We start from the raw sequence: 26,266 nt of genomic DNA, 5'->3' as shown, positions 1-26,266 counted from the left end.
CCCGAGCGAACCGACCAACGCGTTGAGCACGACGTCGGCCTCGGTGCGGCGGACCAGTTCGGTCACCGCCGCGGCGCCGGCGAGCTCCAGATCCAATTGCGCGGCGGCGGCCGGGTCGGCGACCGCGACATTGCGCGTCCCGGTGGCCGCCATCTGCTGCGCCAGCAGCGCCGTATTGCCGCCGCGCGCGGCCAGGCCGACCACCTCGAACCGGTCGGGATTGGCGGCGATCACCTCGAGCGCTTGGGTACCAATGGATCCGGTGCTGCCGAGGAGCAGGACTTTCACGATGTCGGACACCCGTTCATTGTGGCGCACAGAAAAGTTCGCGCGACGGGCGTGGCCCGACTGTCAACGACGCCCCGTCGTATGTCACGATATCGAGCAGCAGTCCCTTCGAGGTCGTACCGGAACCCGCGGTACCCGAACCAGCTAAGGAGCGATCGTGGCCGCCACGGAACTCGAACCCGCCAGCACCGAGCGCGGCATCGTCACTCACGTGGACACCGCCGAGGTTCCCTCCGCCGCCTGGGGTTGGAGCGGCGAATCGCCCAAGACCTTCCGCGTCGCGGGCTGGATCACCGCGCTCATCCTGATCGCGATGGTGATCGGCAACCACAAGGGACATGTCGAGGACATCTTCCTGATCGGCTTCGCCGCCGCCATCGTCGCCATCCTGATCCGCGACTCGATCCTCAAGCGCAAGCCGCGGTAGGGAAGTTCGTCTCGCGCGCCACGGGTCCGCCCGCAGGCGTGCGGTGCCGCGATCGACGCCGGCTCGACGGCGCCGCGGTTCGGGCACCACATCACCACTGACTTCGGTCATCGCCACGGGTGCGGGCAAGGCACGTCACGGCCTCTGTGAATGCACGGCGTGACGCGGGGCTTGGTCCCGGTTGCAACGCGTGAAATGGCGAGTAGGCCGGGTCGTGCCCCGCTCGCTCAGCGTCCGCGGCGCTTCGCCGGCTTCTTCTTGGGTTGCGCCTTCCCGGCATTCGTCCGCTTGACCGGTGTCTTCTTTTGCGGCGCAGGGCTTTTCGCACGCGTCGCCGGTGAGCGGGAGCTGCGTTCGGAGCGGCCCCGCACGACGCCGACGAATTCCTCGACCAGGTCCGTGGTGCGGGCGGCGGGCCAAGCCAGGGCGATCTCGGTGTCCGCACGGTCCATGACGGTGCGATAGACGACGTCCTTGCGGGCATGCAGCCGCGCGATCGAATGCGGCACCACGGTCACCCCGACGCCCGCGGCCACCAGTTCGATCGCGTCCGCCGCCGCGTCGATATCGGTGGCGTCCTGCATCCACTCACCGGACAGGTCCGCCATCCCGACCTGGTCGAAAGCCGAAATCGGGTGATCCTTCGGCACCACGACGACCGGCACCTCACGGTAGAGCGGAATCGCGCTCATCCCGTCCCGATCGATCGGCAGCCGGACGAAGCACAGATCCACCCGCTCGTCGCGCAACGCCGACTCCTGCGCAGCCATCGGCAGCGCCACCACCTCGAGCGGGACGTCCGGAAACCGCTCACCCCAGATCCGCGTCCACTTCGACACCGTGACGCCGGGCACGAACCCCACCCGCAACGCGGGCGCCACCGCCGGGGTCTCGACCGCCGCCGCCTCCTGCGCCCGCGCGATCGATTCCCGCGCCGCCTCCAGTAGTTCCGCCCCGTCCGCCGTCAACTGCGTCGGTTGCGCGCCCGGCACGAACAGTTTCGTGCCGAGTTCCGTTTCCAGATCGATCACCGTCTGACTCAACCGCTGCCGCGAAATGTTCAGCCCTTTCGCCGCCCGCGCGAAGTGCAATTCCTCGGCAACCGCGACAAACCACCGCAGGCGCGCGACATCGATCGACTCGAACCGGCTCATGCAGGCAAGCGTATCCGTACCGGATAAGCTGGCAGCAATGAGCGAGCAGAAGATGAAGCCACTGACCGCAGCCGGCAAGCTCGGCATTTACCTCCCCGCGGCTCCCGAATCTTTCCGAACCACTCCGCTTTCGCGCGCCGACCTCGAGGCCTTGCGCACCGATCCCCCCGAGTGGCTCACCGAACTCCGCCGCACCGGTCCCTTCCCGCGCGACATCACCGCCCGCAAACTCGGCATCTCCAACTCCGGCCTCTCCCGCGCCGGCGTCGCCGACGCCCTCACCGCCGACGAGATCGCCGCCCTCCTCGCCGACCCGCCGGAATGGCTGACCCGCGAACGCGAGACCTACGCCGAAGTCCGCAAAGAAAACGAGCGGATCGCCGCCAAGGAAGCCGAGCGCCGCGCCGCCACCAACCGGCCTGCCAAGAACCGCTTCTGACCTTCCGCGCGCGGCTACGGCACGGCCGGGGAGCCGCCTGCTACCACTGGCAATCCGGCGGCTTTCCATGCGCGGAAGCCGCCCACTAGATCGGTGGCGTCGCGAACGCCTAGTTCGCGGGCGTCGCGGGCGGCGAAGCTGGAGGCGTAGCCCTCATTGCAGAAGATCACGACCGGCGTATCCGGGGTGAGGTCGGGGAGCCGATGGTCGCCGTGCGGGTCGAGGCGCCATTCCAGGACGATGCGTTCGACCACGACCGCACCGGGAATCTCGCCCTCTTCCGCCCGGTTCGCGTAGGGCCGGATGTCGACCAGCAGGGCGCCCGTGGTGCGCAACGATTCAGCCTGCTCGGGACTGACGCGCACCAGGTTCGCCCGTGCCCGCGCGAGCAACTCCTCGGCGCTCATGTGCCGGAAACATCTGCGAGAGTGCGGTATTCGCGCATCGGCCGCAACGGCGGCGAATAGGCGTGCACCGTCGCGGCGTCGTGGGTGCTGGTGTTGCGCAGCCGGTGCGCCCGCTCCGGACCGAACGCCACCGTGCTCCCGGCCCGGCGCTGAGCGGCACGGACCGGACTGTTCGGAAACGCGAACTCCTCGTCCAATTCGCCGTGCAGGACCGTGAACGAACCCGACGCGCCACCGTGATCGTGTGGTTCGGTCCCCTGCCCCGGCATCCAGGACAGCAGCCACAACTCGACACCCATCGTCAGCGCCAGCCGCACCCACCAGCGTTGCGCCGGATCGAACCGCACCATGTCGAGCAGCGGCACGGTCAGCTCACGCGTCACCACGCTGGTGAGCTCGTGCAGTTCATCGGGGGTCCACAGGGTGCAATCCGCTCGGACGAGATCGTCGAGCAGCGGCAGATCGAGATCAGGGTGCAGGTCTTTGGCGTGCTTCAATTTCACCGGAAGTGACGTGGTCACAGTGCGCTCCTGGCAGAGGTGTGGCGTGCAAGGTCGGGTTACGTCACCGACGACACGCACAGGCCGCGACACGAACCAGGTCGACGACCCGGTCACTGGTCAGCAGAAGCCTTTGCACGAGTGCAGCTTACACAGCCCGCCGCCGCCATGGGGACGCTCCGTCCTGACAACAACCAGCCAATCCACTACCCCGCCCGCATCTCCCGAACGAACTCGCGGTACAGAAACTTCTGATGCAACCCCTGGAGATTCCCCGCATGCCGCCGAAACGGCACCATCGCCAGCCGCAACGGCCGCGTAACCGGCACCCCCGTCCCCCACTCCGCCACCGAAGCGACCGTTTCGATCAACCCGTCCTCGGTCGCGTTCCGCTCAGCGGATGCCAACCCGAGATGCCGCAGCAACTGATCCTGCACTCCTTCCACGTCGAGCTCCAGCCGCCGTGCTTCCTCCTCGGTATCACAACGAGACAGCGCTCTACGGAAATCCACCGCACGAGAACGATATTCATCGATCCGCCCGCACACCATCGCCAGCCAGCGGTCCGGGCTCGACCGCCCGCGATCCTGCAAAGACCACAGCCGCCCGCCTAGCAGTGGAAGCTGATATTCGAGCAGTTGCAGGCGTCGCCCCTCCCTCGGGCCGGACCGAGAAATCACGCCGCAACGGATGCGGCGTGTACGCAACACCATTCACCTTCGCCCGCGCCGAGTAACGCAGCGAACGCACCAGTGTGGCAATCAGCCAGAGTTGCTGATGTGTGTCCGCGATCAGGTTGCGGAATTGTCCCTCCATCGCGAACGACGAGGCCCGCGCCCATTGACCGAACGCGTCGAGTTCGACACCGTCCACGCCACCGATCCGAGCGCGGTGATGGTCGTCGATCCTGACGTTTTCCCACTGGTAGTCCGCCCATGCCGCGATGTTCGCCAGCATGCGCTGTCCACCGCCGCGTTCCTGCACCTCACGATCCGCTCTGCGGGTCTTGTCGATGAACCGCAGCATGGTCTCGACACCGGTCGTCTTCAGCGTCTCCATCGCCGCGGCTTCGGCGGCGTCGAGCGCGGGCCGATCCTGCGGACCGATCGCCATCGGCACCGCGATTCGAAGGTCGAAAAGATGACGCAGGATTCGCGGAAACGCACCGTAGTCGGCGGCCACCGGGTTCAGTTTTGTCGGGTGCGGCACCAGCACTTCGTCGAAGTAGATCAGGGACTGTACGAGTTCCGCATAACACTGCTGCGCAAAAGGATCGCGCGGCCTTGCCGGCTGCCGGGAATTCTGCGAAAGAATGAATTCCTCCGCGCTGATGAACGTCGTGACGTCCACCATGACACGATTCGACATCAACCGCTCCGCGACTCCGCCAGTACCTGGATGAACCACTGGACCGAATCCGGTTCGCCCGCAATGGTTTCGGCGAACGTCGGCTCGCGCTGCGCGAGGAACTGCGCCTGCAGCGGTAGTTGACTCCGCCCGTCGCCGCCGGTCGCCGTGCGGCCCATGGCCGTAGCCAACCCGATGCCCGCCGCCCCGTCCCAGACCTTCTGGTTCGGCCGGTAGAACAGGTCGAATTGCTGGTCCGGCGTCTGTGTCCACGCGGACAGGTCGATGCAGGTGCGAACCATGTCCAGCGTCTGAGAGGTGGTGCGGAGCTTCATCGCGCACCCGATATCCGCGAGCGCGGCCTCGAACCTCCGGGGCTCCGAACCTTTACTGCGGGTGACGGACGCGCGTCGCGGTTTCGCCGCCCCCGTCAACTGCTGGGCCGGATGCCCGTTCACGAGGACCTCCCCGGACCAGTGGATCGCGATCGGCGTCCGGCCGGCACCCAGTTCGGGCGCGAGCACATAGGCGGCCGCAGGCACGCCCGCGTCGAGAAGGCACACGACACTGCAGAATTCACGTCCGTCCGGCGAGACGAACTCGCTGGTGCCGTCTATCGGATCGATGATCCAGGTCGGCTCGCCCGAACTCGGCAGTTCGACCTCGTCCTCCTCCGCGACGAACCGAGACCCGGGATAGTGCCGTTGAATGGTCTCGATGATCGCCGTCTGCGTCGCGAGATCCGCCTCCGACAACAACGTGTCATCGGCCTTCCGATCTACGTGCAACGATGCGAGATTCTTCCGATACCCGCCGAGCAACGGCAGCAACTGCTCGTCCAATGCCTTCCACAACGATCCGACATCGCTCAAGGGAGCCTCCGCACGAGTTGGTCCTCTGAGGGTAGCGAAATCGTCGGCCCCCTCGAGCCGATGTTCACGAATCCGGCGCAAACGCAGACCTGCGCACTTCAGGTCCCTCGGCGCCGAAAAAAGCTCCCATGCAACAGATTTCAGGTTGTTTGCCCGCCGGTTCGCCTGCACGGGCGCCAGGTCGACTTGGCGGTGCGCCGGTCCGGGTACGTCATGGACGCACTGGTCACGACCGAGGCCGGGGCGGAAACCGCGGTCGTCCTCGATACCGGTGCCGCTACGGCGCAAGAGTTCGCCCGCCATCTCCGGCTTCAACAGCGGCGTGCGGCGCTGCTGACAGCACCCGGTACGCAGCGGAAAGGGTATCGCCTGCCCGCCTGGCAGCTGTTCGAGAATCGGCCGACTCCGCAGGTAGAGGCTTAGCTCCGACAGACTGGACGATGGTCCAATAATGTGCTGCGGTTAACACTCAGCAAGTCTTGCTTATGACGACTCGCCGACTACCGTTGAAGTCATACATTCATGCGGAATCGCTATCGTCAGCGGGGCTGCGCGACGCCCACGCCGTCGCGGGACAAGTCCGCAATCCCGAACCGATGCGCGGTACCGCCGTGCCGACAGGCCGAAACCGAGGATGAGTGCGCATGAACCGATCGACGAAACTCGTTGCCGTGGTGGCAAGTACGGCTGCCATCGTAGCAGGCTCGGTCACGTCGGCGCAGGCCGACCCGGAACCCGCGGGCCTGCGGTACACCGCGCAGGCCGTCGGCAGTTCGATGACCCTCACCACGGACACCGGCTCGCTCGACACCGCCGACGACCGCCTGGAGATCCGTGACAACGACGGCAACCTGATGGCTGCCTTCCCGCTCGGCTACTACCGGGACAACCAGCGCTACCCGATCGCCGCCGTCATCGACGGCAACACCGCGACCCTGACCCCGAGCGTCGACCCCGCGACCGCGACACCCGCCCCCGGCACCACCGACCAGTTGCACGACGTCGCCCTGGACCCGACCTCCCCCGCGTTCGGCGCCGCCCTGTCGACCTTCTCCACCGTCGTCGGCATCGGCACCGCCCTGGGCACCATCATCGGCACCCTCGTCGGCGCCTCCCTCGGCTGCCTCCTCGGCGGTCTGCTCGTCGGCGGCGCCGCCACCCTCCCCACCTTCGGCGTCCTCACCATCCCCGGCTTCCTCGGCGGCTGCATCGTCACCGCCATCCCCGGCGCCGCCCTCGGCGCCATAGTCGGCACCATCGCCTTCGGCGTCCCCGCCATCATCATCGGCGGCATCCTCCTCGCCGGCACCCTCGGCACGATGTGAGGCGACACGTGTTCGGTCTCACACGTTTCGGCATCCATTCGGATCAGAGCATCTTGGGTAGAGGCATGCGCCACAACGACGGCTCGATGCGTTACCGGCCGCATCCGCTGTGGCCGCGAACTCTAGTCTGATCCCACAGCCGTGGTGCGGGCGGGGCCACTCCTCCCCCGCAGCACAAACCTTCCCAAAATGGCGGTGGCGCATGCTCTTCCGCGCAGTCGTTGTCTGAGTATCGATACCTTTCGCAGACCGAAGACGTAGGCGATATCGTCGCTGGCTAGTTGGGCACAAGAGGCAGAGTCGCGGGTGTTCGCCCGCTCTCGGCGCGCTCAGCGATGTAACGTGTTCAAAACACGTATACTCATAATGCCTACACTACAAGCCTTGCAAGTAGATCCTCTCAGCCAGGGGCGTGGTCGTAAACTGTCGCCGATTCTGGACGAAATTATCCCTATTCACCAAGCCTCGCTCCGCAAGCGCTTTGGCACGCTTACCAATAAGCTGATAAGAGCAGTCCAGGTCGCCAGCCACTTCACTCGCGTTTAGAGGTCTACCTTCGCTGCTAATCGTATGCAATATCCCCAGCTCGATCCGCGGCAGTAGAAGGTCATTATCGATACTCCGGAGGGTATCCTCGTACTTTCTCGACAGGTTTATGACGGCACACGTTCCCACGCGACATGTAGGGCACAACATAGAATATCGACGCAACATATCCAACTCTGAGTAATCATGCCGTCCATTACAATGCCCGCAGACGATCTCCTGATTAGAAGAAAGATAGTCCCGAAGAATCAACGAGTAGTCGAATATTCGTTCTACATAATACTGCCGATAACGCTGATCCCTCGAGCCCACAGGACGACCGAACTCAATCTTGCTCTGCTCACAAAGCCCATAGTTCAAAGCGTATACCGACACTTTCCGGCCGTCACGGTCCGCCATAACATAGTACTTTGTTACGAAGAAATTCAGCTCCAGAGTTCCTAGCAACGACTCCAACTCGAGTCCCATGTAGAAATGACTGGTAGGCGCCCGGCCTTGCAGTTCATCAATTATTGTCGACGAATGTCGACGAAGAGATCTGGCGCGAGAAACGATATTCTCAAGCAACTCCTTGAGACTAAAAATAGACGACCGCTCATCGAAGCTCTCAAGAAGGAATCTATTCATCTCAAAATAGGCATTCACCTTCTCTTCATAGTATCGACGAGCAGCGTCACGGACTATCCTTGGACTAATTGGACGATTATATATAATCGCAGCCTCGTATGCAAAGAACAACAGATATCCAAGGTTGCGCGGGTTAGCCATCGTGGCATAGAAAAGTTGGCGCCACAGCTCTGACTGTCCACGCGATATGATGAAAGTCGACGCAGGCGTTCGGACGTAATGCTCGATCCTGCGCTCGATCAATCTTCGCGTGAAGTCGATCGCCTTTTCTTCCATTCCTACGATGTCGCCCGTTCCATACAAGGCATAAAGGTCCAGATTAATCTCGTCTATCTTAGATTTATCGATCTGCCCGTAATAGATTCTACCAGGATATGCCGCGATCTTGAATTTTACGAGCTCATCGGACCAGTTATTAAGAGGCCCCAACAAAACATCTACTACTATCTGCATAGCCTCAGGCGGCAACTCCGAGAAGTCATCAATAAAAATGTACAGCTTGTCGATCCTGAAGTTCTGCAACAATTCCTTTAGCTGCAGGATGTACTTCTTTACATCGAAGGTACGCATCAAAACGTCTACATACTCAGACTCATCCGCAGAACTTTTCGTATAACTACGTGAGGCGTCTACATTCGCCGTGAGCGATGGAGAGGTTGCAACTCCAGCCTTTGCGGAGACCGAGGTATTACTACCGACTTGCTGGCTCGATGACAGTCTTCCCTTCTGGGCATAAGAACCCAGCACGCTCTCGAAGTTGCAGTGCTCCGCCTCAGCAAGAATCTCATCCAGCCCCTCGAACAGCTCGTCCAGACTCCTACCAATCAGAACCCTTTTGAACTTTCTCCATATCGTCGGATCGATGCGCCGGCGAATCTCATCGCGAATCGACTTGATTATGGCCGTCAAAAAGGCCTTATGCAGCAGCAGCCTCTCTAATGCACCCTCCGGCATAGCTCCGGTTATAGCCGCCGCTTGCGTGGCGAGCTCAGGGTCTACCTGAGATGCTTCGAATACAGTCTTTATATCTATGTACGCAGAAGTTACATCAGTTCTTTTTCTAAGCTCGTGTTGTGCGCGCTGAAATACCGTCGATTTTCCAGTGCCTTTTCGCCCAACGATAAAGGTTGTACTTTCCTTGAGCATAGTATTCAAGACATGGTCGTTAGGAAGAGGATCGACATAAAGTTGTTCGATCAATCCTTCAGCGCCTGCCGCCCCACTCAATTCGGCGCGTCGATAAAGCTTTAGAGATTGTGCGGCCTCTCGAAAACCTTCCAGCTCCTCCTTTGAAAATATCACGCCCATCTCCTCGAAACCCCTCTTCTAAGATTGTCTCAGCCGTTCCTCCACCTAATTGCACGCTCCGCACTAGTAGAGCAACAATCCGGAGCGCGCCGGAACTTGAAGACCATACCTCAGAACGGTTCCACCGGAGAGCCCATTGGCCACATTGCCCGTTTTACATCGACACCTAAGCAGACAGGCAAATAAAGCGACCGAATAGTCTTTATCGCCTTGCGTATACCTGGCCAATGACACGCAATAGCAACCTACGGAAAACAGCACCGCGACAACCGCATAGACCCCAGGCCAGCTCCGCTTATAGCATTCTCCAATGTAGGCGGACGACGGGCGCGTCAGCCTTCAGCCGCCAACTGCCCACAAGCCGCAGCGATCTCCTGACCGCGGGTATCACGCACCGTGCACGGCACACCCTGGGCGTTCACACGCCGAACGAACTCCGCTTCAACGGGTTTCGGCGAAGCATCCCACTTGCTGCCCGGGGTGGGGTTGAGCGGGATGACATTGACGTGTACGCGGGAGCCGAGCGCCTTGTGCAATTTGGAGCCGAGCATGTCGGCCCGCCAGGGCTGGTCGTTGATGTCACGAATCAACGCATACTCGATGGACACGCGGCGACCGGACTTGTCGGCGTAGTAACGGGCGGCGTCGAGAACCTCGGCGACCGGCCAACGGTTGTTGACCGGGACGAGGGTGTCGCGGAGTTCGTCGTCGGGGGTGTGCAGGGAGACGGCGAGAGTGACCGAAAGGTCTTCGTCGGCGAGTTTGCGGATGGCGGGGGCCAAGCCGACGGTGGAGACGACGACGTTGCGCTGCGAGATACCGAAACCGTCCGGCGACGGCGACGTGATCCGGCGAACCGCGGCGACGACCCGCTTGTAGTTCGCCAGGGGCTCACCCATGCCCATGAAGACGATGTTGGAGAGTCGGCCGGGGCCGCCGGTGACTTCGCCGTCGCGCATGGCGGCGGCCGCGGCGCGGACCTGGTCGACGATTTCGGCGGTGGACAGGTTGCGGTTCAGGCCGCCCTGGCCGGTCGCGCAGAACGGGCACGCCATACCGCAGCCCGCTTGACTGGAGATGCACAGCGTCGCCCGGTCGGGGTAGCGCATCAGCACGCTTTCGAGCAGCGTGCCATCGCCCGCGCGCCACAACGTCTTTCGGGTTTCGCCCGCATCACAGGCGACGTGTTTGACGACCGACATCAGCGGCGGGAACAGTGCCTCGCCGATCTTCTCGCGCACCTGCGCGGGCAGGTCGGTCATCTGTTCCGGGTCGGCTTGCAGCCTGCCGTAGTACTGGCGGGCGATCTGGTCGGCGCGGAACTTCGGGAGTCCCAGCTCCTCGACGGCCGCCCGCCTGCCCTCGGCATCGAGGTCGGCGAGGTGCCGGGGCGGCATGCCACGGCGCGGGGCATCGAAAACGAGGGGCAGGGAGACGGTCATAGTTCCCCCATTCTCCCATCTGGGCGAATGCGCCGCACACTCGCCCGCTCCAGCCGGACGACATGCCCGGTTCGTTGCCGGGAAATACGTGTGGTTGTGATAGCAGTGGGTAATGATCGACCCATGTCGACCAATCCTGACCACCTGCCGGAGCCCGATCCCGATCTGACGGACGAGCGCACCGCTCCCACCCCCGAACCGCTCGCTCCACCTGCGACAACCGGGCCGACGACCACGGTTCCGACCAAGCACCGCCAGTCCCTGTCGTCACGCACGGGCAACACCTGGGTGGCCTTGATCGCCGGCGCACTGATCCTGATCGTCCTGCTGGTCTTCATCCTGCAGAACCTCGACCAGGTGAACGTGGGCCTGTTCTTCTGGCACTTCTCGCTGCCGCTCGGTGTCGCGGTGCTGCTGTCGGTGATCGGCGGTGCACTCGTCATGGCCCTCGTCGGCGGTGTCCGCATCCTCCAATTGCGCCGCGCGGCCAAGAAATAGGTCACCGAACCAGTGCACGGACGCGAGTAGGGTTCCCGGGGACGTCGGACCTGGAGAATTCATACTCCCAGGTGAACCCGTTTCACAGCAGCGTGCTGAGCACCAACCAGGAGACGAAGGCGGAGGGGAGCATCGAGTCGAGGCGATCCATGATGCCGCCGTGCCCGGGGAGCAGGGTGCCCATGTCCTTGATGCCGAGTTCGCGTTTGATCTGGGATTCGATCAGGTCACCGCAGGTGGCGACGAGCACGAGGCCCACACCGAGCACGACGCCGATCATCGAGTTGGCGTCGAGCAGCAGGGTGACGGTGAGCAGGCCGCCGATGACGCTGAAGACGAGCGACCCGCCGAAACCTTCCCAGGATTTCTTCGGACTGATCGACGGCACCATCGGATGCCTGCCGAACAGGACGCCGGCGACGTAGCCGCCGACGTCGGAGCAGACGACCAGGATCATGAAGGTCAGCACCCGCAGGTTGCCGTCGTCTTCGAGCAGCAGCAGGGTGGCGAAGGAGGCGAGCAGCGGGATCCAGGCCAGCGTGAAGATCGTGATGGCGGTGTCGCGCAGGAAGTTTCGTGGCGCGGTCTGCAAGCCGTGATCGAACAGCCGCCACACCATGCAGGTCAGCGTCGTCGCCGCGAACGCACCGGCGACACCGCTGGCCCCGTATGGCCAGCCCAGCCAGAACACCGCCTGCCCGCCCACGATGAGCGGGATGCGCGGGACCAGCACGTCGGCCTCGCGCAGTCGTTTGGCAACCTCCCAGGTGGCGACGCCGACCGCGACGCCGACGACACCGATGAACACCTTCGGCACGAACAGCAGGATCGCGATGAGCGAGAGGCCGAGTCCGAACCCGACCGCCAGTGCCGCGGGCAGGTTCCGGCCTGCCCGCGAGCCGGACGCCGGAGCGCCGGCGACCACGGCCTGCGGGCCGTGCGCCTCGGGGTCGTGCTCATCGGCGGCGACCACGTCAGCGTCGCCCCCGGCCGCGGACCATTCGGACCCCGGGACCGTCGAGCCGACCGTCGCGTCGGCTAGAGCCTCGTGACCAGATGCTCCCGCATCGCGCACGTGCTCCTGCCTCGCTTCAGCTGTACCGTCCACCGGCATCGGCTCCTCTGCCGCACCGGTCGCGGCGGCGTTCTCGGCCACGATTGTCCCGTCGCTCAACTCGTCGTTCCGTTCGTCCTCCGCCCGAGCGGGCCTTCGGCTGCGTTCGAACCCGCGGCGCCTGCCCCGGTGCGCACGCCGTGGCGTCAGACCTCGAGCAGTTCCGCTTCCTTGTGCTTGACCAGTTCGTCGACCTGGCCGACATATTTGGCGGTGGTCTTGTCGAGGTCCTTCTCGGCGCGCCCGACCTCGTCTTCCCCCGCCTCGCCATCTTTCTGGATGCGCGACAGTTCGTCCATGGCTTTGCGGCGGACATTGCGGATTGACACCTTTGCGTCCTCGCCCTTGCCCTTGGCCTGCTTGGCCAGCTCGCGGCGGCGCTCCTCGGTCAGCTGCGGCACCGAAATCCGAATGATGTCACCGTTGTTCGTGGGGTTCACGCCGAGATCCGAGTTGCGGATGGCGGTTTCGATCGCGCCGAGCTGAGCCTGCTCGTAGGGCTTGATCACGACCATGCGCGGCTCGGGCACGGTGATGCTGGATATCTGGGTGATGGGCGTCGGCGAACCGTAGTAGTCGACCACGATCCGGGAGAACATGCCCGGGTTGGCGCGTCCGGTGCGAATGGATCCGAGATCGTCCTTCGCCACCGTGACAGCCTTTTCCATCTTCTCCTCGGCGTCGAAGAGCGCTTCTTCAATCACGACCATGTCCTTCCTTAGACACCGGCTCCACAGCGTCGTCATCGTCATCGTCCGCGGGTCGCGGGGTCAGGACCGAACCAATGTGCCGATCTTCTCACCGGCGACCGCTCGGGCGATATTGCCCTTGGTCAACAAATTGAACACCAGCATCGGCATCTGGTTGTCCATACAGAGGCTGAAGGCGGTCGCGTCGGCCACCTTGAGACCTTGTTCGATGACCTCTTTGTGGGTGATCTCGGAGAACATGGTGGCGTTCTCGTCGACCTTCGGGTCGGCGGTGAACACCCCGTCGACCGCCTTCGCCATCAGCACCACCTCGGCGCCGATCTCCAGCGCACGCTGCGCGGCGGTCGTATCGGTGGAGAAGTACGGCATGCCCATGCCCGCACCGAAGATCACCACGCGCCCCTTCTCCAGGTGCCGCTTGGCGCGCAACGGGAGGTAGGGCTCGGCGACCTGACCCATGGTGATCGCGGTCTGCACCCGGGTCTCGATCCCCTGCTTCTGCAGAAAGTCTTGCAGCGCAAGGCTGTTCATCACGGTACCGAGCATGCCCATGTAGTCCGAGCGGGCCCGCTCCATGCCGCGCTCCTCGAGCTCGGCGCCGCGGAAGAAGTTGCCGCCGCCGATCACCACGGCCACCTGCACGCCGGTCGCGACGACCTCGGCGATCTGCTCGGCGACCGCCTCCACGACGTCCGGGTCGAGTCCCACCCTGCCGCCGCCGAACATCTCGCCACCCAATTTGAGAAGTACCCGGCGATATCCTGGGCGGTCGTTCCCCGGGTCCGTCATGGGTGTTCTTCTCCTTCGGCGGTCAACGTTGTTCTCGGCAGGCAAGTGCGTCAAAGAATTCGGCAGCTCGGAAAGGCTCCTCAACACGGAGCGGCTCCTATCCTGCCTCATACGGGTTCGGCGGCATGAGAAGACCCCCCGTCAACCGGCGAAACGGGTCGACGAGGGGTCTGCTCGATATAGCCATAGGGCGGTTGTCAGACCAGGTCGGGCTGACCGTGCGGGGCACGATCAGTTGGAGCCGACCTCGAAGCGGGCGAAGCGGGTCACGGTGACACCGGCCTCGTCCAGCAGGGCCTTGACGGTCTTCTTCGAATCGGTGACCGACGACTGCTCCAGCAGCACGACGTCCTTGAAGAAGCCGTTGACGCGGCCTTCGGTGATCTTCGGGAGGGCGGCCTCGGGCTTGCCCTCCTCGCGCGCGGTCTGCTCGGCGATACGACGCTCGTTCTCCACGACATCGGCCGGAACCTCGTCGCGGGTCACGTACTTCGCCTTGAGCGCGGCGACCTGCATGGCGGCGGCACGGGCAGCCTCGGCGGCCGCGTCACCTTCACCCTGGTACTCGATCAGCACGCCGACGGCCGGCGGCAGATCCGAGGCCCGCTTGTGCAGGTAGGTGGCGACCGGGCCGTCGAGCGAGATCACGCGACGCAGCTCGAGCTTCTCGCCGATCTTCGCGGCGAGCGCCTGCACGGCCTCGTCGGCGGTCTTGCCGCCGAGGTCGAGGGCCTTCAGCGCGTCCAGGTCGGCGGGCTTGGCGGCCGCGGCGGCGGTCACGATCTGGTCGGCCAGCTCCTGGAACTCCGCGTTCTTGGCGACGAAGTCGGTCTCGGAGTTGAGCTCGACCATCACGCCGCCCTTGGCGGCGACCAGGCCTTCGGCGGTGGTCCGCTCGGCACGCTTGCCGACGTCCTTCGCGCCCTTGATGCGCAGGATCTCGACGGCCTTGTCGAAGTCGCCGTCGGTCTCGGCCAGCGCGTTCTTACAATCCATCATTCCGGAGCCGGTGAGCTCGCGGAGCCGCTTCACATCGGCAGCGGTGTAGTTCGCCATCGGTGGCGAGCCTCCTTCGGAGAAAGTTCTTCGAGTACTGGGCAGCGGTGATCACCATCGCACGCGTTGGTGATCACCGCTGGAACAGCGAGTTACGAGACTCAGGCCTCGGCCGGGGTCTCCACGGCAGCAGCCTCGGCCGGAGCTTCGGCAGGCGCCTCGGCGGCCGGGGCGGCCGACGCGAGGAGCTCCTGCTCCCACTCGGCGAGCGGCTCGCCCGCGCCGGCTTCCGGCTTGTCGTCACCGGAGGACAGGCCGGCCCGCGCCTGCACGCCCTCGGCCACCGCGGAGGCGACGACCTTGGTCAGCAGCGCGGCGGAACGGATCGCGTCGTCGTTACCCGGGATCGGGTAGTCGACCAGGTCGGGGTCGCAGTTGGTGTCCAGGATCGCGATGACCGGGATGTTCAACTTGCGCGCCTCGCCGACGGCGATGTGCTCCTTGTTGGTGTCGACGACCCAGATGGCCGAGGGCACCTTGGCCATGTCGCGGATACCGCCGAGGGTGCGCTCCAGCTTGTTCATCTCACGCGTGAGCATGAGGATTTCCTTCTTGGTGCGACCCTCGAAACCACCGGTCTGCTCCATCGCCTCGAGCTCCTTGAGGCGCTGCAGACGCTTGTGCACGGTGGAGAAGTTGGTGAGCATGCCACCCAGCCAGCGCTGGTTGACATAGGGCATCCCGACGCGAGTCGCCTCGGCCGCGATCGACTCCTGGGCCTGCTTCTTGGTGCCGACGAAGAGGACGGTGCCACCGTGGGCGACGGTCTCCTTGACGAACTCGTAGGCCTTATCGATGTAGGTCAGCGTCTGCTGCAGGTCGATGATGTAGATGCCGTTGCGGTCGGTGAAGATGAACCGCTTCATCTTCGGGTTCCAGCGCCGAGTCTGGTGCCCGAAATGTGCGCCGCTGTCGAGCAGCTGCTTCATTGTTACGACAGCCATGGCTCTCGTATCTCTCTTTCGTTGCCGGTTGACGCAGCGAATCGGTGATTCGTTGCCCTGGCGCCTCCGAATCGTCGGACCCGACCGCGAGGGTGGGGACCAGCCGACGACTCCCTGCTCCGCACAGGAGCTGCCGCGAACCCGAGGATGTGACTGGTTCGAACAGCGCCGTTGCGAACAAGCACGGGGTGGCGCGCGAAGTCGGTCCATGCAGGCACAGACCGCTCGACCAGTCTATCGGGTCCGTCGCCCGCTGCTAAATCGGCCTGTCAACGGGGTGAAATGGGGTGCACGCGAGGTGGAACGGGCGATGTCCACAAGTCGGAAAGTTGTGCACATTCGAGGTGGTGGGGGTACCGGGATCTCGTCCGGGCGATGAGGCTTTTCGGTATGCCTCCACATCCGATCTCGACGCTGACGACACTGGTCATCCCCCTGTTCTTCGTGCTGGGCGTGGTGAATGCGCCGCCCGGTACGGCAGTGCCGCTGAGCACGAGCGGCGTGACTGCTCCCACTGATACGTCCTGGTCTCCCGATGGGTCCGGGCCGGGTCGCGCTGTTGGTGCGAGCTTTGCGGGAGGATCGCTCGGTTTTGCCGGGCGGCCAGGTGCGGATGCCGTGGTCGATGACCGGGCGGAACCATCCGCTGCCGCCGCACAGCGCACAGCGACCCGGTCATCCGGTGCGACCGCGCTGGACGGGAAGCCCAGCCCGGCTGATGCGCCGAGCGCGGCAAGTGTTTTCGATGCAGTGGGATCGCCGCGCAACGACGGCACGCACGGTCCGGTCGAGGCGGATGGTGGTCCTGCGTCGCACGGTGCCGGTGCGGTCGGCCGGGAGTGTTCGGGTTCGGCTTGTGAGTTGCGGCGGCCGACGCCGCGGACGGTGGACGAGGGGTTCGGCGGAAACTTGCCAACTGGCCCAGCGGGGGCGCCGGTGCCTGCCTGGTGTGCGTCGCTGGGGCAGATCACGTTGATTCCGGCACCCGCGCCCGACTGCGCGGCCGGTGGCGCGGATCCGTTCGAGCGCACGCCACTGGATCGCGAGTATTGCGAGTATGTCGGTCCCGCACCGTTTTTCATGTCGCCGAGTGATTCCGAGTTCTGTGGGCTCGTCTCGCCTGCGCCGCTGTCGTCGCCGTCGGTGGGCGCGGGACGACCGGCGAAATGAAATGGGCTGGCGCGCTCAGGTTCGCGACGGTGGTGGGGATGGGGCTGGCGCTTGTCGTCGGTGGCGAATCGCTCGCGGTCGCCGAACCCGTCGGGCCGTTCGGCTGGCCGCTGCAACCGCGGCCTGCCGTGGTGCGGCGGTTCGACAAACCCGCGCAAGCCTGGCTGCCTGGACATCGCGGCGTCGACCTCGCGGGCGCGGCGGGCCAAGCGGTGCTGGCCGCAGGTGACGGGATCGTGGTGTTCGCGGGAATCGTCGCCGGCAAACCCGTGATCTCGATCGATCACCCCGGCGGCCTGCGGACCACCTACGAACCGGTCAGAGCCGAGGTGTCGGTGGGCCGCCGAGTCACGCGCGGCACACCGATCGGCACACTCGAACCCGGACACGAAGGCTGCGGAGCCTGCCTGCACTGGGGTCTGCGCAGCGAAGGGTCCGGCAGACGCAAACGCGAATATCTCGACCCCCTCGGCCTACTCCACCTCACTCCCCTACGCCTGAAACCCACCTCGCCCTCAGCTCCCGCCCGTATCGGACGATGACGACCCGCGCCGAAAGGGTGCGACAGCTCGCCGAGAGCGGTCGCGGCGGCTTCTTGATGACGATCCACACCGGACTACGGAGAGCGCACGCGACCGGAGTGGCACGCGACACGGTCTTGCCCCGGCGATCTAGGACAGGTTGTGGCCTAGTCGGTCCCTAGGTTGCTGAGCATGGACGCTGACATCATTCCCTTCCGGATTCAGATTCCGCAGGTCGAGCTCGATGATCTGCGTACCCGCCTGGCCCGGACCCGATCGCCGTACCCGGTGCCCGGTGCCGACACGCAGGGGGACCGTGGCATCCCTCCGCGCTACCTGCACGAACTGGCCGCCCACTGGGCGGAGGAGTTCGACTGGCGAGCCCATGAGGCACAGTTGAATACCTACGCCCAGTTCCGCACCGAAATCGACGGCCAGACAATCCATTTCCTACATCTGCGCTCGCCGGAGCCGAACGCGGTCCCACTCCTGCTCAATCACAGTTACCCCACCTCATTCGTGGAATTCCTCGCAGCCGCCGGACCGCTGACCGACCCGCGCGCATACGGCGGCGACCCGGCCGACGCCTTCCACCTCGTCATCCCCTCGCTGCCCGGCTTCGTCTTCTCCAGCCCGCTCTCCGCGCGCGGTTGGCACCTCGAACGAACCGCGCTCGCGTTCGGGGAGCTGATGACCCGACTCGGTTACGAGCGCTTCGGTGTCGAAGGCGGCGATCTCGGCGCCGGCGTGACGGGCCGGCTGGCCGCGCTGCTGCCCGATCGCGTGATCGGCGCACTCACCCACGGCGATCGGCTCCAACTCGGTATGGCGGGCGAGGATTTTCCGGTACCGGACGGCCTGAGCCCGGCGGAACGCACCGAACTCGAAGCAGCGCAACGAAGCTGGGCTCAGGGGAAGGGCTATCGCGTGTTGCAGTCCACCCAGCCCAACGCCGTTGCGGCAGGCTTGGCCGACTCCCCCATCCTGCAACTGGCCTGGATCGCCGAGAAGCTCGCCGCGTGGGCCAACCCGGCTACTCCGATCAGCCGCGAGAATGTGCTGATCACCGCCAGCCTCTACTGGTTCACCCGAACCGGACCGGCGGCAGCCGACTTCTACTGGGAGATGGCGCACGCCGAGAACACGGGCTGGGGCGCGCCGTCGGATGTGCCACACGGGGTTTCGGTGTTCTACAGCGATCCGCTCGTTCGCAAAGTTCTCGACCCCGGCGACAGTGTTGCCTTCTTCCGAGCGCACCGCGAAGGCGGTCACTTCCCCGCGTTCGAGGTTCCGGACCTGTTCGTCGGCGACGTCTGCGACTTTTTCCGGCCGCTCCGCAAATGATGCGCACCACTGACGGCCGGGTACTCGGGGAAGCTGTCGGTTGGATTCGTCTGCGAGGCGGGCGGTGTGTCGGAGGAGACGGGGCGGAATTGTTCCGCGATCGGGGATAGGGGGTGAAGATCAGGGGATGGAGTATGCGCCGGGCGAGCCTTCGTTCACCTATCCGGAAGTCGGTGCCACCAGTGGTGAACCGCCGCAGGGGTACCACCATTTTCGGTTACGGCGGCGGATCGGGCAGGGGCGGGCGCTGTTCGAACATGCGGCGGTGGAGGTTCTCGGGTATCGAATGCAGAAGGGAACCCATATCTTTCACACCGCGACCACGCCGACGGCCGAGCCGGGTACCAGGCTCACGGTACGTCTCGGCATCGGACCGTTGAGCATCATCGCGCCATGCCAGGTGGTGTACGTGCTGGCCGCGCCGAACCAGCGCGGCTTCGCCTACGGCACGCTGCCCGGACATCCGGAGATCGGCGAGGAACTGTTCGCCGTCGAATACGACCCGGCCGACGACAGCGTCTACGGCGTGGTCACCGCGTTCTCCCGCCCAGGCACCTGGTACACCCGCCTCGGCGGTCCGGTGGTCCGCGGGATTCAGCGGTTCTTCGCGGGTCGATACATCCGCACCCTGTCCACCAGCGTGTAAGCACACGTCCAGGGCGCACGCTCGCCTCTCCAGGAGTGCGCGCGTGCGCCCACAGTGGTTGTCCGGCAACACTCACCTGGTCGCTCTGTGCCCGCCCCGGGGCCGCCTGGGCCGCCGCTCGGCCGAAGAATTCATCCGAAGTAGATGTAGTCCTGGACCCAGTGGAACCCACGGCTGCGGAGGGTGAAACTGTTCAGGTCGACGTGTTCGAGGGTGATCACTACCGGACTACCGCGGAGGGTGCCGCGGAGAAGCAGCTGGTTCGGGGTGGGTTGCTCGTAGGACAGCGTTGCCAAAGGTGTTGTTGTGCCAGTGGTTTCAACTTTGCCGAGTTCGACGATTTCGTTGGGCGAGAAGTTCGCACCGACGGGGATGAGGTCGCCGTCCATCTCTTGATAGGTCGCCTGCTGCGGATCATCGAAAACCAACCGCTGCCAGCGGGTTTCGTCGGTGGTCAGGGGCGGGAGGGTGCGGCCGTCGAGGCTGAACTCGCGGACGTCCCAAATACCGTACAGCTCGGATTTCGGGCTGGCGGCACCGTACTGCTCCTGCCAGACCCGCCAACGATCGGTGCCGCTGACCAGCGCGATCCAGATACCGAGGCACACCGTGAGCCACAGTGCGACGCGGTTCTTCCGGTCGTCGGCGAACAGCACGGGTTGTGTCAACGGCTCGCACGCACGGTGGCGGACAAAGACATCGACCAGTCGGCGCAGATACGGCGCGAGCAGGATCAGGCAGATCATGAGCAGGTGCGAGGCGAGCAACTTCTCCGGGATGTCGAAGGTCATGTTCATCAGCAGGATCTGCGCGGTGCTCGCCAGACTCAGCGCGGTACCGAGTACCGCGGTCCGCGGCACGAACACCAACAGCCCGGCCACGACTTCCACTGCGCCGAGCGCCATCTCGTACGGGTAAGAGCTGCCGACCTGCAACCACAGCACCGAGGCCGGACTCAGGTCGCCGTACGGTTGTAGCAGCTGGGCCAGCCCGGGGCCGGGCATCTGAGTGGGGATCAGCTTGGCGAACCCGAAGCCCAGCATCGTCGCGCCCAAAGACACCCGCAGGAACAGCGTGAACCACGCCATCAGCCGGGGGTGCGAGGCACGCGGGTCGAAGACCGTCCACACCGCGGCAGCGACCACGGCGACGACAAGGACGCAGAACATCAGCACCCAGGCAGCCGTCTGATCGCCGGCGCCGGAGTCCTGGTGCAGCGCGGTGTCGACCCCGAAGACCATTCGGCCCACCCAACCGGTGACCGGATCCGTATGGGACGGGATCCACCACCCGCTGTATCGGCGGAACCACGGCCCGAAGAGTCCGATCACTGTGAAGGGAACGAAATTCAGGAGCAGGTTGTACAGGCCGAAATAGACGACGCAGAAACGGAAAGCGATCTGTGTCGCCGGATGCCAATCATCTTGCGTGGTAGCGGTTTCGGTGGCAGGCGAAGTCTCGGCGAGTTGCTGATCCGTCACCGCCGCACCCCCCAGTGGTGGGCGTTGCGAACCGGGCAACCACGATCTCCGGCTGCCCGGCGCCGCTCGTAGTATCCGGGTTCGATCTGGCTCGCTTCGCATTCGAAGGATCGCGCCCCGACACCCCTGGGTACGGCCGCCCCGAATCGGTCGAACTCGGCCGGTTGACACTGATTCATGTCTCCAGTGAAGGCAGTGCGGCGTTACGGGCGTGTATGCAGTTTTCGATACGCCCGCGATACGTCCCGGTTGGCAGAATCTACGCACCTCTGCCTGCGAAACCGGCTCTGGCACACACTGAGCCGTAACCCGGGCAACCGGCACGACACCCCTACAGCTGCGCCTCCAGCGCTTCCGCTTGCGCACGCAGATCCGAGGCTTGCTCGGTGCGCCCGTGCGCCTCGTACTGAGCTGCGACAGTGCGACGTTCGGCGATTTCCGCGCGGACGATCTGCTCGACGTCGGATTCGGTGAGCTCGCGACGCGCCACCTCGGCGACGCCGAGTCCGACCGGGGAGTTTTCCACCGAACCTGCGCGGTGCTCGCCGACATCGACGGCCTCCGCGTTGTCGATAGCGCCGAGGGTGGACCGCAGTGCGGAGATCGCTTGGCGATCGCGCGCCTTCATCGCCACGGACAGCGCGTCGCGCAGCCGCGTCCGCAGCGGGGGTCGTTCGGTTGACATGATCACCACCGTAAGGAGAGGGGCTATCGGCGTCGAACGGTTTTCGCAGGCGGACTATCCGATACTTCCGCGCGGCGTGACGATCGTGAAGTCCGGGTCAGGTGCGTCGAACACGCCGACCAGCTCGGCCAGCTTGGTGACATCGCCTTCGATCTGGATATCGCCCGCAGCGGCCGCGACCCCGAAATCCTCGCCGAGCAACAGGACCCGGACCAGCGTCGCCTTGGTCAACGTGAACGTCGCGTCGGGCTCCGGGAGACCGACACCGTCGGGCACTTCGTAATGGGTCAGGCGTCCGTTGCGCAGTTCGAGCCGGTGCGTGCGCTTTTCGTCGCTGAGCTCCCAGTCCGTCAGCGCCCGCTGATTCCACGCCTTCGGACCGTCGACGCGCAGCGCCATCGCGTCGAATATCTGCTCCACGGTCATGGCGGCGAGCATCGTCGGCGAGTTGGGTTTGGTCGGAGTGCCGAACGAGCCGTAGCGCAGTTCGTAGGCCCCGCTGAGATAGAAGTTGCGCCAGGTGGCGTTCTCCGCCCCGTAGCCGAGTTGTTCGAAGGTGCTGGCCTGCAACGCTTTGGCGGCGTCGTTCGCCGGATCGGCGAAGATGACGTAGTTGACCACCTCGGCGACCCACCGAAAGTCCCCGGCGTCATAGGACTTCCGCGCTTTGCGCAGCACTTCCTCGGCCCCGCCCATGAATTCCACGTGCCGCTTCGCGGATTCGACCGGTGGATGCTCCCAGAGGTGAGCGGGGTTGCCGTCGAACCACCCCATGTATCGCTGATAGATGGCCTTGACGTTGTGACTGACCGATCCGTAGTACCCGCGGGTGTGCCAGGCGCCGTCGACCGCCGGTGGCAGCGTGAGCATTTCGGCGATTTCCGCGCCGACGTAACCCTGGTTCAGCAGCCGCAAAGTCTGGTCGTTCAGGTACCCGTATAGATCTCGTTGCAGCGCAAGGTATTCCACCAGCCGCTCGGTCCCCCAGGTGGGCCAGTGATGGGAGGCGAACACTACGTCCGACTCCCGGGCGAACAAGTTGATCGCCTCGGTCAGATATTTGGCCCAGACGTAGGGGTCGCGGACCAGCGCACCGCGCAGCGTGAGCAGATTGTGCAGTGTGTGCGTGGCGTTTTCGGCCATGCACAGCGCACGCCGGTCCGGGAAGTAGAAGTTCATCTCGGCCGGTGCTTCGGTGCCGGGCGTGACCTGGAAGACGATGCGAATGCCGTCGACGGTCTCCGTTTGACCCGTCGCGGTGATATCGATGGTCGGCGGAATCAAGGTGACCGTACCCACCGAGGTGGTCTGTCCGAGCCCGGCTCCGACCGCGCCGAGCGGCCCGCGCGGCAGCACCGCCCCGTACATGTACCCGGCCCGGCGTGCCATCGCCGTGCCCGCGTAAATGTTCTCGGCCACCGCGTGTTCCATGAAACCGGCCGGCGCGAGCACCGGACAGCGGCCCGCCGCGACCTCCTCGACGGTGGTCACCCCCAGCGCACCACCGAAGTGGTCGACGTGCGAGTGGGTGTAGATCAGCCCGGTCACCGGACGATCTCCGCGCTGCGCGCGATACAGCGCGAGCCCGGCCGCGGCGGTTTCGGCCGAGATCAGCGGGTCGATCACGAGCACCCCGGTCTCGCCTTCGACCAAAGTCATGTTGGACAGGTCGAGCCCGCGAATCTGGTAGATCCCTTCGGTGACCTCGAACAGCCCCTGTTTCATCACCAGCCCGGACTGCCGCCACAGGCTCGGGTTGACCGAGGCTGGGCAGGGTTCGCGCAGGAACTCGTAGGAGTCGTTGTCCCACAGCACGGTTCCGTCGGCGGCGGTCACCACGCCGGGTTCCAGCGCGGCGACGAAACCGCGGTCCGCGTCGGCGAAGTCGGTGGTGTCTGCGAACGGCATCGAGGCGGCCGCACGCTGTTGCTCCGCGACGATGAAATCGCTCGGCTCGGTCGCTGTGCTCATGTCATCCTCCTGGAAGTCGAGTGCCGAAAGATGCTGTGCCGTGGATGTACTAGGGCCATGGATCGGTCAACGTGATGACCACGGCAAGCACGGCCACCGCGACGACGACCGTGGCCGCCACGGCGACAACGGTTCTGCCGTGGCCGTAGTGGCCCGAATGCAAACTGCGGTTGCGTGCGAAACAGGCGCAGGCCAACGCCGTCATGGTGAGCGCGGCACCGATCGGTGCGAGCATCGCGGGACGCCATCCGCTGGTCACCGCGTGATTCAAGAACAGCGCGCCGGTGAGCATCGCGGCGACCGCCGTGCGCCGCCAAGCCAGCGCGGTGCGTTCGGCGGCAAGTCCGGCGCGGCTCATCGGAGCAACACCGCGACCGTCGCGAGGATCGAGACCACGGCGATCCCGGCCGAAAGGATCGGCACCAGCACGGTTTCGGGCAGCGGCTGCCCCTGCCGCATCGCCACGCCGACTCGTCGCCAATGCGCGTACGCACCGATCGCGACGACCACGGCGAGCACCAGACAGCTCAGCGCGAGCGCCCGCCGCACGCCGCCCATCCGGAAGGGTTGCACCAGCGTGTGTACCGCGACGCCGCCGGCGAGCAAGCCGAGCGCGGTGCGCATCCAGGCCAGGAAGGTGCGTTCGTTGGCGAGGGTGAACCGGTAGTCGAGGTCCGCTTCCCCGTCCTCGGATTCGGCGTCCGGGCTCGGCAGCGTCATGTCGCGCCGAACAGCACCGTCATCGACGCACGGCACTGGTCATCGGAATCCACTGGGCACCTTCCCACACAGGCAAACGCTCGGCTAAGTCACCCTAACCGGGCGCGCGTGGGGAATCCATGCACCGCGCGACGCCGTGACCATGCGGTTATCCCGCCTCAGACGGGGACGGCGTCCTCGAACGTCATGGCCAGTCCGGCGATGGTCGAGGTCATGATCGCGCGATGCGGCAGACGCAGTGCGCGCAATTCGGCGGCGATGGGATGATCGCCGAGGGTCAGCGTGGCACCGCCAGGGCGGCCGCGCACGCCGGACGGTTCCATTCGCCAAGGTGTGCACCGGGTTACGCCGTCGATGTGCGAGTAGGCCTCGAAGGAGGTGGCCGCACTCGTGCGACGCGGCGTGGCGACACCCTGCCGAACGGTCAGATCGACAATGAGATCGCCGTCCTGATGGAGCGTGCCGTGCCGGAGCGGACCGCCGTGGTGCACGTCGAAGTCGGCGAGTTGCTTGGGAAATCCCCAGATGCCGCGCCCGGCGGCCAGCGTGAAGTCGCCGTCGACCGGGAGTTGATGGATGAACACCCCCGCCTGGTTCGCCACGAGCGCGCGGAGATCGCCGCGGCCCCGATCGGCCCGATGGTGGCGGACCATGAACGAGACACCGAACTCGTTGTAGGGACCGAGATCACCGTCCACGTATTCGACGAAGACGAGTGAGCACATCGCTCGCCCGGCGGGCAGCCGCAGCACCCGCAGACCGGAGTAGTCGATCAGTCGTTGCGCGGCGTCGGCGGGCACCAGATAGCTCGCCATGAACGCGTGTGCCAGCCGGATCCGCACGGGCATGCGAACTTCCTGGCCGAGGACCGTGTGGGTGCTCACTCGAACGCCTTCCCGTGCACCGCGCGACGTGCGGCGGCATCGCCCATGAATCTAGAACGCGTTCTAGTTTATCAACCCACCTTCGACGGAAAGGGCGGAATACGAAAAGGAACACGTGTCAGCGCTCCCTGCGACGCCGCGATTGCGGCAATAGTGGAGCAAACAAGATCCGCGGCGCACCCGACCACCGCCGAGGCCGCTCGGCAACGGCGGCCTCGAACCGGCCAACCCGGCTGTCCGGCAACAGGTTCGGCGGGCCCTCGCTGGCGAATACCTCGACGAGCCGGACGGCGCGATCACTCCGGAGGCCACGCTTTACCCCGGCGGGGTGTAGCTCTGCTGGAATTCCATGTCGTCACCCAGCCGCGCCTCGAGGCCGTCCAGCACGCAGAGCAGGCCGAAGTCGAAGGCCATGGCCCGGGCGAACTCGGGATTGGTGGGTGTCGTGGCCCGGAAGTCCGCTTGTAGTTCGGGGTAGTCGCGGGCCGCGTGGTCCATCATCTCCACCACGGACTCACGATCGAACTCCAGCTGGCCGTAGGAGTTTCGCCAGGCGATCTCCGGCAGCACCACGCCGAGCACATACGACATCACCGTTCCGCTGGCGAGATAGATGTCGGTGCCGCGGAAGCCGGCACCGACGTAGGCGCGGCGCAAACGATCGGTGACGCGCAGCGCGTTCGGCCCCATGCTCGGCAGGCGGCCGATGAGCATCGCGCCCCACGGGTGCGCCCGCAGCACCGCGCGGAAGTTGTAGGCGAAGGCGGAGAGCAGCTCTCGCCACGGCACGTCGTCGGACTCCGGCGTGTCCGCCATCCCCCAGAACTCGTCGAGTGCCAGTTCCAGCAGTTCGTTCTTGTTGGCGACATACCAGTAGAGGCTGGTCGCGCCCGCGCCGAGCTTGGCGCCGAGCTTGCGCATGCTCAACGCCTCGAGCCCCTCGGCATCGAGGATTTCCACCGCCGCGGCGACGATCTGCTCGCGATGTAAGCCCGACGCCTTGGGCCGGCGCGGTTCGCGGAGCCATACCGAATCGAACTGCTTGGTCACA

The 26,266-nt window shown here is 65.0% G+C and carries 28 protein-coding genes and 1 pseudogene; 8 read left to right on the top strand and 21 right to left on the bottom strand.

All coding sequences use genetic code 11. The annotated features are described in order from the left end of the window. Positions 1–300 (bottom strand): annotated as a pseudogene (locus NBRGI_RS05215) (1-deoxy-D-xylulose-5-phosphate reductoisomerase); the annotation flags it as partial. A 145-nt stretch (positions 301–445) separates the two neighbouring features. Between NBRGI_RS05215 and NBRGI_RS05210 the strand changes: the two are divergent. Continuing rightward, positions 446–715, top strand: coding sequence for a DUF2631 domain-containing protein (locus tag NBRGI_RS05210; RefSeq protein WP_029893099.1), 270 nt, complete (start codon positions 446–448; stop codon positions 713–715). Between the two features lie 227 nt (positions 716–942). On the opposite strand, the gene NBRGI_RS05205 is transcribed toward NBRGI_RS05210, so the two are convergent. Beyond that, positions 943–1,869, bottom strand: a complete 927-nt coding sequence (locus tag NBRGI_RS05205; protein ID WP_029893098.1) for a LysR family transcriptional regulator — start codon at positions 1,867–1,869, stop codon at positions 943–945. 37 nt (positions 1,870–1,906) lie between these two features. Here NBRGI_RS05205 and NBRGI_RS05200 point away from each other — a divergent pair, with 37 nt between their 5' ends. Next, on the top strand, positions 1,907–2,308 hold the full coding sequence (locus tag NBRGI_RS05200) for a DUF5997 family protein (protein ID WP_029893097.1): 402 nt from the start codon (positions 1,907–1,909) through the stop codon (positions 2,306–2,308). A gap of 14 nt (positions 2,309–2,322) precedes the next feature. On the opposite strand, the gene NBRGI_RS05195 is transcribed toward NBRGI_RS05200, so the two are convergent. The 5 genes from NBRGI_RS05195 to NBRGI_RS05180 form a co-directional block, all read right to left on the bottom strand. Beyond that, a complete protein-coding gene (locus NBRGI_RS05195; protein ID WP_029893096.1) occupies positions 2,323–2,715 on the bottom strand; it encodes a rhodanese-like domain-containing protein in 393 nt (130 codons plus the stop codon). After that, positions 2,712–3,236 (bottom strand): cysteine dioxygenase, encoded by a 525-nt coding sequence (locus tag NBRGI_RS05190; RefSeq protein ID WP_029893095.1) that lies wholly within the window; start codon positions 3,234–3,236, stop codon positions 2,712–2,714. Before NBRGI_RS05190 ends, NBRGI_RS05195 begins: the two co-directional genes overlap by 4 nt. Positions 3,237–3,421: 185 nt before the next feature. Further along, positions 3,422–3,727, bottom strand: a complete 306-nt coding sequence (locus tag NBRGI_RS48945; protein WP_235210857.1) for a hypothetical protein — start codon at positions 3,725–3,727, stop codon at positions 3,422–3,424. Between the two features lie 16 nt (positions 3,728–3,743). Next, the gene (locus tag NBRGI_RS43430) at positions 3,744–4,583 is read right to left on the bottom strand and encodes a hypothetical protein (RefSeq protein ID WP_235210856.1); all 840 of its coding nucleotides are present in this window, start codon (positions 4,581–4,583) and stop codon (positions 3,744–3,746) included. Beyond that, the gene (locus NBRGI_RS05180) at positions 4,583–5,434 is read right to left on the bottom strand and encodes an inositol monophosphatase family protein (RefSeq protein ID WP_029893094.1); all 852 of its coding nucleotides are present in this window, start codon (positions 5,432–5,434) and stop codon (positions 4,583–4,585) included. The genes NBRGI_RS43430 and NBRGI_RS05180 overlap by 1 nt, the downstream gene beginning before the upstream one ends. Before the next feature lie 213 nt (positions 5,435–5,647). On the opposite strand from NBRGI_RS05180, the gene NBRGI_RS05175 reads away from it, so the two are divergent. After that, positions 5,648–5,857 (top strand): hypothetical protein, encoded by a 210-nt coding sequence (locus tag NBRGI_RS05175; RefSeq protein WP_029893093.1) that lies wholly within the window; start codon positions 5,648–5,650, stop codon positions 5,855–5,857. 221 nt (positions 5,858–6,078) lie between these two features. Beyond that, complete coding sequence (locus tag NBRGI_RS05170) at positions 6,079–6,759, top strand: hypothetical protein (RefSeq protein ID WP_029893092.1); 681 nt, start codon at positions 6,079–6,081, stop codon at positions 6,757–6,759. 375 nt (positions 6,760–7,134) lie between these two features. On the opposite strand, the gene NBRGI_RS44960 is transcribed toward NBRGI_RS05170, so the two are convergent. Together NBRGI_RS44960 and rlmN are read right to left on the bottom strand one after the other, a co-directional pair. Next, positions 7,135–9,234 carry a MarR family transcriptional regulator gene (locus tag NBRGI_RS44960; RefSeq protein WP_148310696.1) on the bottom strand — a complete coding sequence of 700 codons (2,100 nt, stop codon included), beginning with the start codon at positions 9,232–9,234 and terminating at the stop codon, positions 7,135–7,137. Between the two features lie 338 nt (positions 9,235–9,572). Further along, complete coding sequence (gene rlmN / locus NBRGI_RS05160; protein ID WP_029893090.1) at positions 9,573–10,682, bottom strand: 23S rRNA (adenine(2503)-C(2))-methyltransferase RlmN; 1,110 nt, start codon at positions 10,680–10,682, stop codon at positions 9,573–9,575. 123 nt (positions 10,683–10,805) lie between these two features. Between rlmN and NBRGI_RS05155 the strand changes: the two genes are divergently transcribed. Further along, positions 10,806–11,180: a LapA family protein gene (locus NBRGI_RS05155; protein WP_029893089.1), complete on the top strand. Its 375-nt coding sequence runs from the start codon at positions 10,806–10,808 to the stop codon at positions 11,178–11,180. An 82-nt stretch (positions 11,181–11,262) separates the two neighbouring features. Here NBRGI_RS05155 and NBRGI_RS05150 read toward each other — a convergent pair whose 3' ends face one another. From NBRGI_RS05150 to rpsB, 5 genes are all read right to left on the bottom strand, one after another. Next, complete coding sequence (locus NBRGI_RS05150; RefSeq protein ID WP_228832625.1) at positions 11,263–12,354, bottom strand: phosphatidate cytidylyltransferase; 1,092 nt, start codon at positions 12,352–12,354, stop codon at positions 11,263–11,265. An 86-nt stretch (positions 12,355–12,440) separates the two neighbouring features. Further along, positions 12,441–12,998 (bottom strand): ribosome recycling factor, encoded by a 558-nt coding sequence (gene frr / locus NBRGI_RS05145; RefSeq protein WP_029893087.1) that lies wholly within the window; start codon positions 12,996–12,998, stop codon positions 12,441–12,443. 66 nt (positions 12,999–13,064) lie between these two features. Beyond that, entirely contained in the window at positions 13,065–13,793 is a 729-nt protein-coding gene (pyrH, locus tag NBRGI_RS05140; RefSeq protein WP_014987009.1) for a UMP kinase, read from the bottom strand. Positions 13,794–14,024: 231 nt separating this feature from the next. Then, positions 14,025–14,849 (bottom strand): translation elongation factor Ts, encoded by an 825-nt coding sequence (gene tsf, locus NBRGI_RS05135; RefSeq protein ID WP_029893086.1) that lies wholly within the window; start codon positions 14,847–14,849, stop codon positions 14,025–14,027. Between the two features lie 101 nt (positions 14,850–14,950). After that, positions 14,951–15,793: a 30S ribosomal protein S2 gene (gene rpsB, locus NBRGI_RS05130; RefSeq protein ID WP_029893085.1), complete on the bottom strand. Its 843-nt coding sequence runs from the start codon at positions 15,791–15,793 to the stop codon at positions 14,951–14,953. A gap of 1,208 nt (positions 15,794–17,001) precedes the next feature. Between rpsB and NBRGI_RS05120 the strand changes: the two genes are divergently transcribed. The 3 genes from NBRGI_RS05120 to NBRGI_RS05110 all read left to right on the top strand — a co-directional run bounded on the left by NBRGI_RS05120 (position 17,002) and on the right by NBRGI_RS05110 (position 19,474). Further along, on the top strand, positions 17,002–17,505 hold the full coding sequence (locus tag NBRGI_RS05120) for a M23 family metallopeptidase (RefSeq protein ID WP_029893083.1): 504 nt from the start codon (positions 17,002–17,004) through the stop codon (positions 17,503–17,505). A gap of 171 nt (positions 17,506–17,676) precedes the next feature. Then, positions 17,677–18,828 (top strand): epoxide hydrolase family protein, encoded by a 1,152-nt coding sequence (locus tag NBRGI_RS05115; protein WP_029893082.1) that lies wholly within the window; start codon positions 17,677–17,679, stop codon positions 18,826–18,828. Between the two features lie 127 nt (positions 18,829–18,955). After that, positions 18,956–19,474, top strand: a complete 519-nt coding sequence (locus NBRGI_RS05110; protein WP_029893081.1) for a DUF1990 family protein — start codon at positions 18,956–18,958, stop codon at positions 19,472–19,474. A 131-nt stretch (positions 19,475–19,605) separates the two neighbouring features. On the opposite strand, the gene NBRGI_RS05105 is transcribed toward NBRGI_RS05110, so the two are convergent. The 7 genes from NBRGI_RS05105 to NBRGI_RS05075 all read right to left on the bottom strand — a co-directional run bounded on the left by NBRGI_RS05105 (position 19,606) and on the right by NBRGI_RS05075 (position 26,265). Next, entirely contained in the window at positions 19,606–20,955 is a 1,350-nt protein-coding gene (locus NBRGI_RS05105) for a hypothetical protein (RefSeq protein WP_036557513.1), read from the bottom strand. A gap of 331 nt (positions 20,956–21,286) precedes the next feature. Next, the gene (locus NBRGI_RS05100) at positions 21,287–21,640 is read right to left on the bottom strand and encodes a hypothetical protein (protein ID WP_036557537.1); all 354 of its coding nucleotides are present in this window, start codon (positions 21,638–21,640) and stop codon (positions 21,287–21,289) included. A 54-nt stretch (positions 21,641–21,694) separates the two neighbouring features. Next, entirely contained in the window at positions 21,695–23,611 is a 1,917-nt protein-coding gene (locus tag NBRGI_RS05095) for an alkyl/aryl-sulfatase (protein WP_029893078.1), read from the bottom strand. A 49-nt stretch (positions 23,612–23,660) separates the two neighbouring features. Then, the gene (locus tag NBRGI_RS05090) at positions 23,661–23,969 is read right to left on the bottom strand and encodes a DUF202 domain-containing protein (RefSeq protein WP_029893077.1); all 309 of its coding nucleotides are present in this window, start codon (positions 23,967–23,969) and stop codon (positions 23,661–23,663) included. Next, positions 23,966–24,331 carry a YidH family protein gene (locus NBRGI_RS05085; RefSeq protein WP_036557510.1) on the bottom strand — a complete coding sequence of 122 codons (366 nt, stop codon included), beginning with the start codon at positions 24,329–24,331 and terminating at the stop codon, positions 23,966–23,968. Before NBRGI_RS05085 ends, NBRGI_RS05090 begins: the two co-directional genes overlap by 4 nt. A 158-nt stretch (positions 24,332–24,489) precedes the next feature. Then, positions 24,490–25,215: an acetoacetate decarboxylase family protein gene (locus NBRGI_RS05080; RefSeq protein ID WP_029893075.1), complete on the bottom strand. Its 726-nt coding sequence runs from the start codon at positions 25,213–25,215 to the stop codon at positions 24,490–24,492. A gap of 315 nt (positions 25,216–25,530) precedes the next feature. Next, the gene (locus NBRGI_RS05075; RefSeq protein WP_036557507.1) at positions 25,531–26,265 is read right to left on the bottom strand and encodes a TetR/AcrR family transcriptional regulator; all 735 of its coding nucleotides are present in this window, start codon (positions 26,263–26,265) and stop codon (positions 25,531–25,533) included. Between the last annotated feature and the right edge of the window lies 1 nt (position 26,266).

This window comes from Nocardia brasiliensis IFM 10847 (genome assembly GCF_000710915.1).
GTDB lineage: Bacteria > Actinomycetota > Actinomycetes > Mycobacteriales > Mycobacteriaceae > Nocardia > Nocardia brasiliensis_A.
This window is presented reverse-complemented; position numbering and strand designations above follow the sequence as displayed.

Excerpts from the sequence above, each read along its gene's own strand:
- NBRGI_RS05205 (WP_029893098.1), bottom strand. The coding sequence starts at position 1,869 with ATGAGCCGGTTCGAGTCGATCGATGTCGCGCGCCTGCGGTGGTTTGTC.
- NBRGI_RS05200 (WP_029893097.1), top strand. The coding sequence starts at position 1,907 with ATGAGCGAGCAGAAGATGAAGCCACTGACCGCAGCCGGCAAGCTCGGC.
- NBRGI_RS05195 (WP_029893096.1), bottom strand. The coding sequence starts at position 2,715 with ATGAGCGCCGAGGAGTTGCTCGCGCGGGCACGGGCGAACCTGGTGCGC.
- NBRGI_RS43430 (WP_235210856.1), bottom strand. The coding sequence starts at position 4,583 with ATGTCGAATCGTGTCATGGTGGACGTCACGACGTTCATCAGCGCGGAG.
- NBRGI_RS05175 (WP_029893093.1), top strand. The coding sequence starts at position 5,648 with ATGGACGCACTGGTCACGACCGAGGCCGGGGCGGAAACCGCGGTCGTC.
- NBRGI_RS05170 (WP_029893092.1), top strand. The coding sequence starts at position 6,079 with ATGAACCGATCGACGAAACTCGTTGCCGTGGTGGCAAGTACGGCTGCC.
- rlmN (WP_029893090.1), bottom strand. The coding sequence starts at position 10,682 with ATGACCGTCTCCCTGCCCCTCGTTTTCGATGCCCCGCGCCGTGGCATG.
- NBRGI_RS05155 (WP_029893089.1), top strand. The coding sequence starts at position 10,806 with ATGTCGACCAATCCTGACCACCTGCCGGAGCCCGATCCCGATCTGACG.
- pyrH (WP_014987009.1), bottom strand. The coding sequence starts at position 13,793 with ATGACGGACCCGGGGAACGACCGCCCAGGATATCGCCGGGTACTTCTC.
- tsf (WP_029893086.1), bottom strand. The coding sequence starts at position 14,849 with ATGGCGAACTACACCGCTGCCGATGTGAAGCGGCTCCGCGAGCTCACC.
- rpsB (WP_029893085.1), bottom strand. The coding sequence starts at position 15,793 with ATGGCTGTCGTAACAATGAAGCAGCTGCTCGACAGCGGCGCACATTTC.
- NBRGI_RS05120 (WP_029893083.1), top strand. The coding sequence starts at position 17,002 with ATGGGGCTGGCGCTTGTCGTCGGTGGCGAATCGCTCGCGGTCGCCGAA.
- NBRGI_RS05115 (WP_029893082.1), top strand. The coding sequence starts at position 17,677 with ATGGACGCTGACATCATTCCCTTCCGGATTCAGATTCCGCAGGTCGAG.
- NBRGI_RS05110 (WP_029893081.1), top strand. The coding sequence starts at position 18,956 with ATGGAGTATGCGCCGGGCGAGCCTTCGTTCACCTATCCGGAAGTCGGT.
- NBRGI_RS05100 (WP_036557537.1), bottom strand. The coding sequence starts at position 21,640 with ATGTCAACCGAACGACCCCCGCTGCGGACGCGGCTGCGCGACGCGCTG.
- NBRGI_RS05095 (WP_029893078.1), bottom strand. The coding sequence starts at position 23,611 with ATGAGCACAGCGACCGAGCCGAGCGATTTCATCGTCGCGGAGCAACAG.
- NBRGI_RS05090 (WP_029893077.1), bottom strand. The coding sequence starts at position 23,969 with ATGAGCCGCGCCGGACTTGCCGCCGAACGCACCGCGCTGGCTTGGCGG.
- NBRGI_RS05085 (WP_036557510.1), bottom strand. The coding sequence starts at position 24,331 with ATGACGCTGCCGAGCCCGGACGCCGAATCCGAGGACGGGGAAGCGGAC.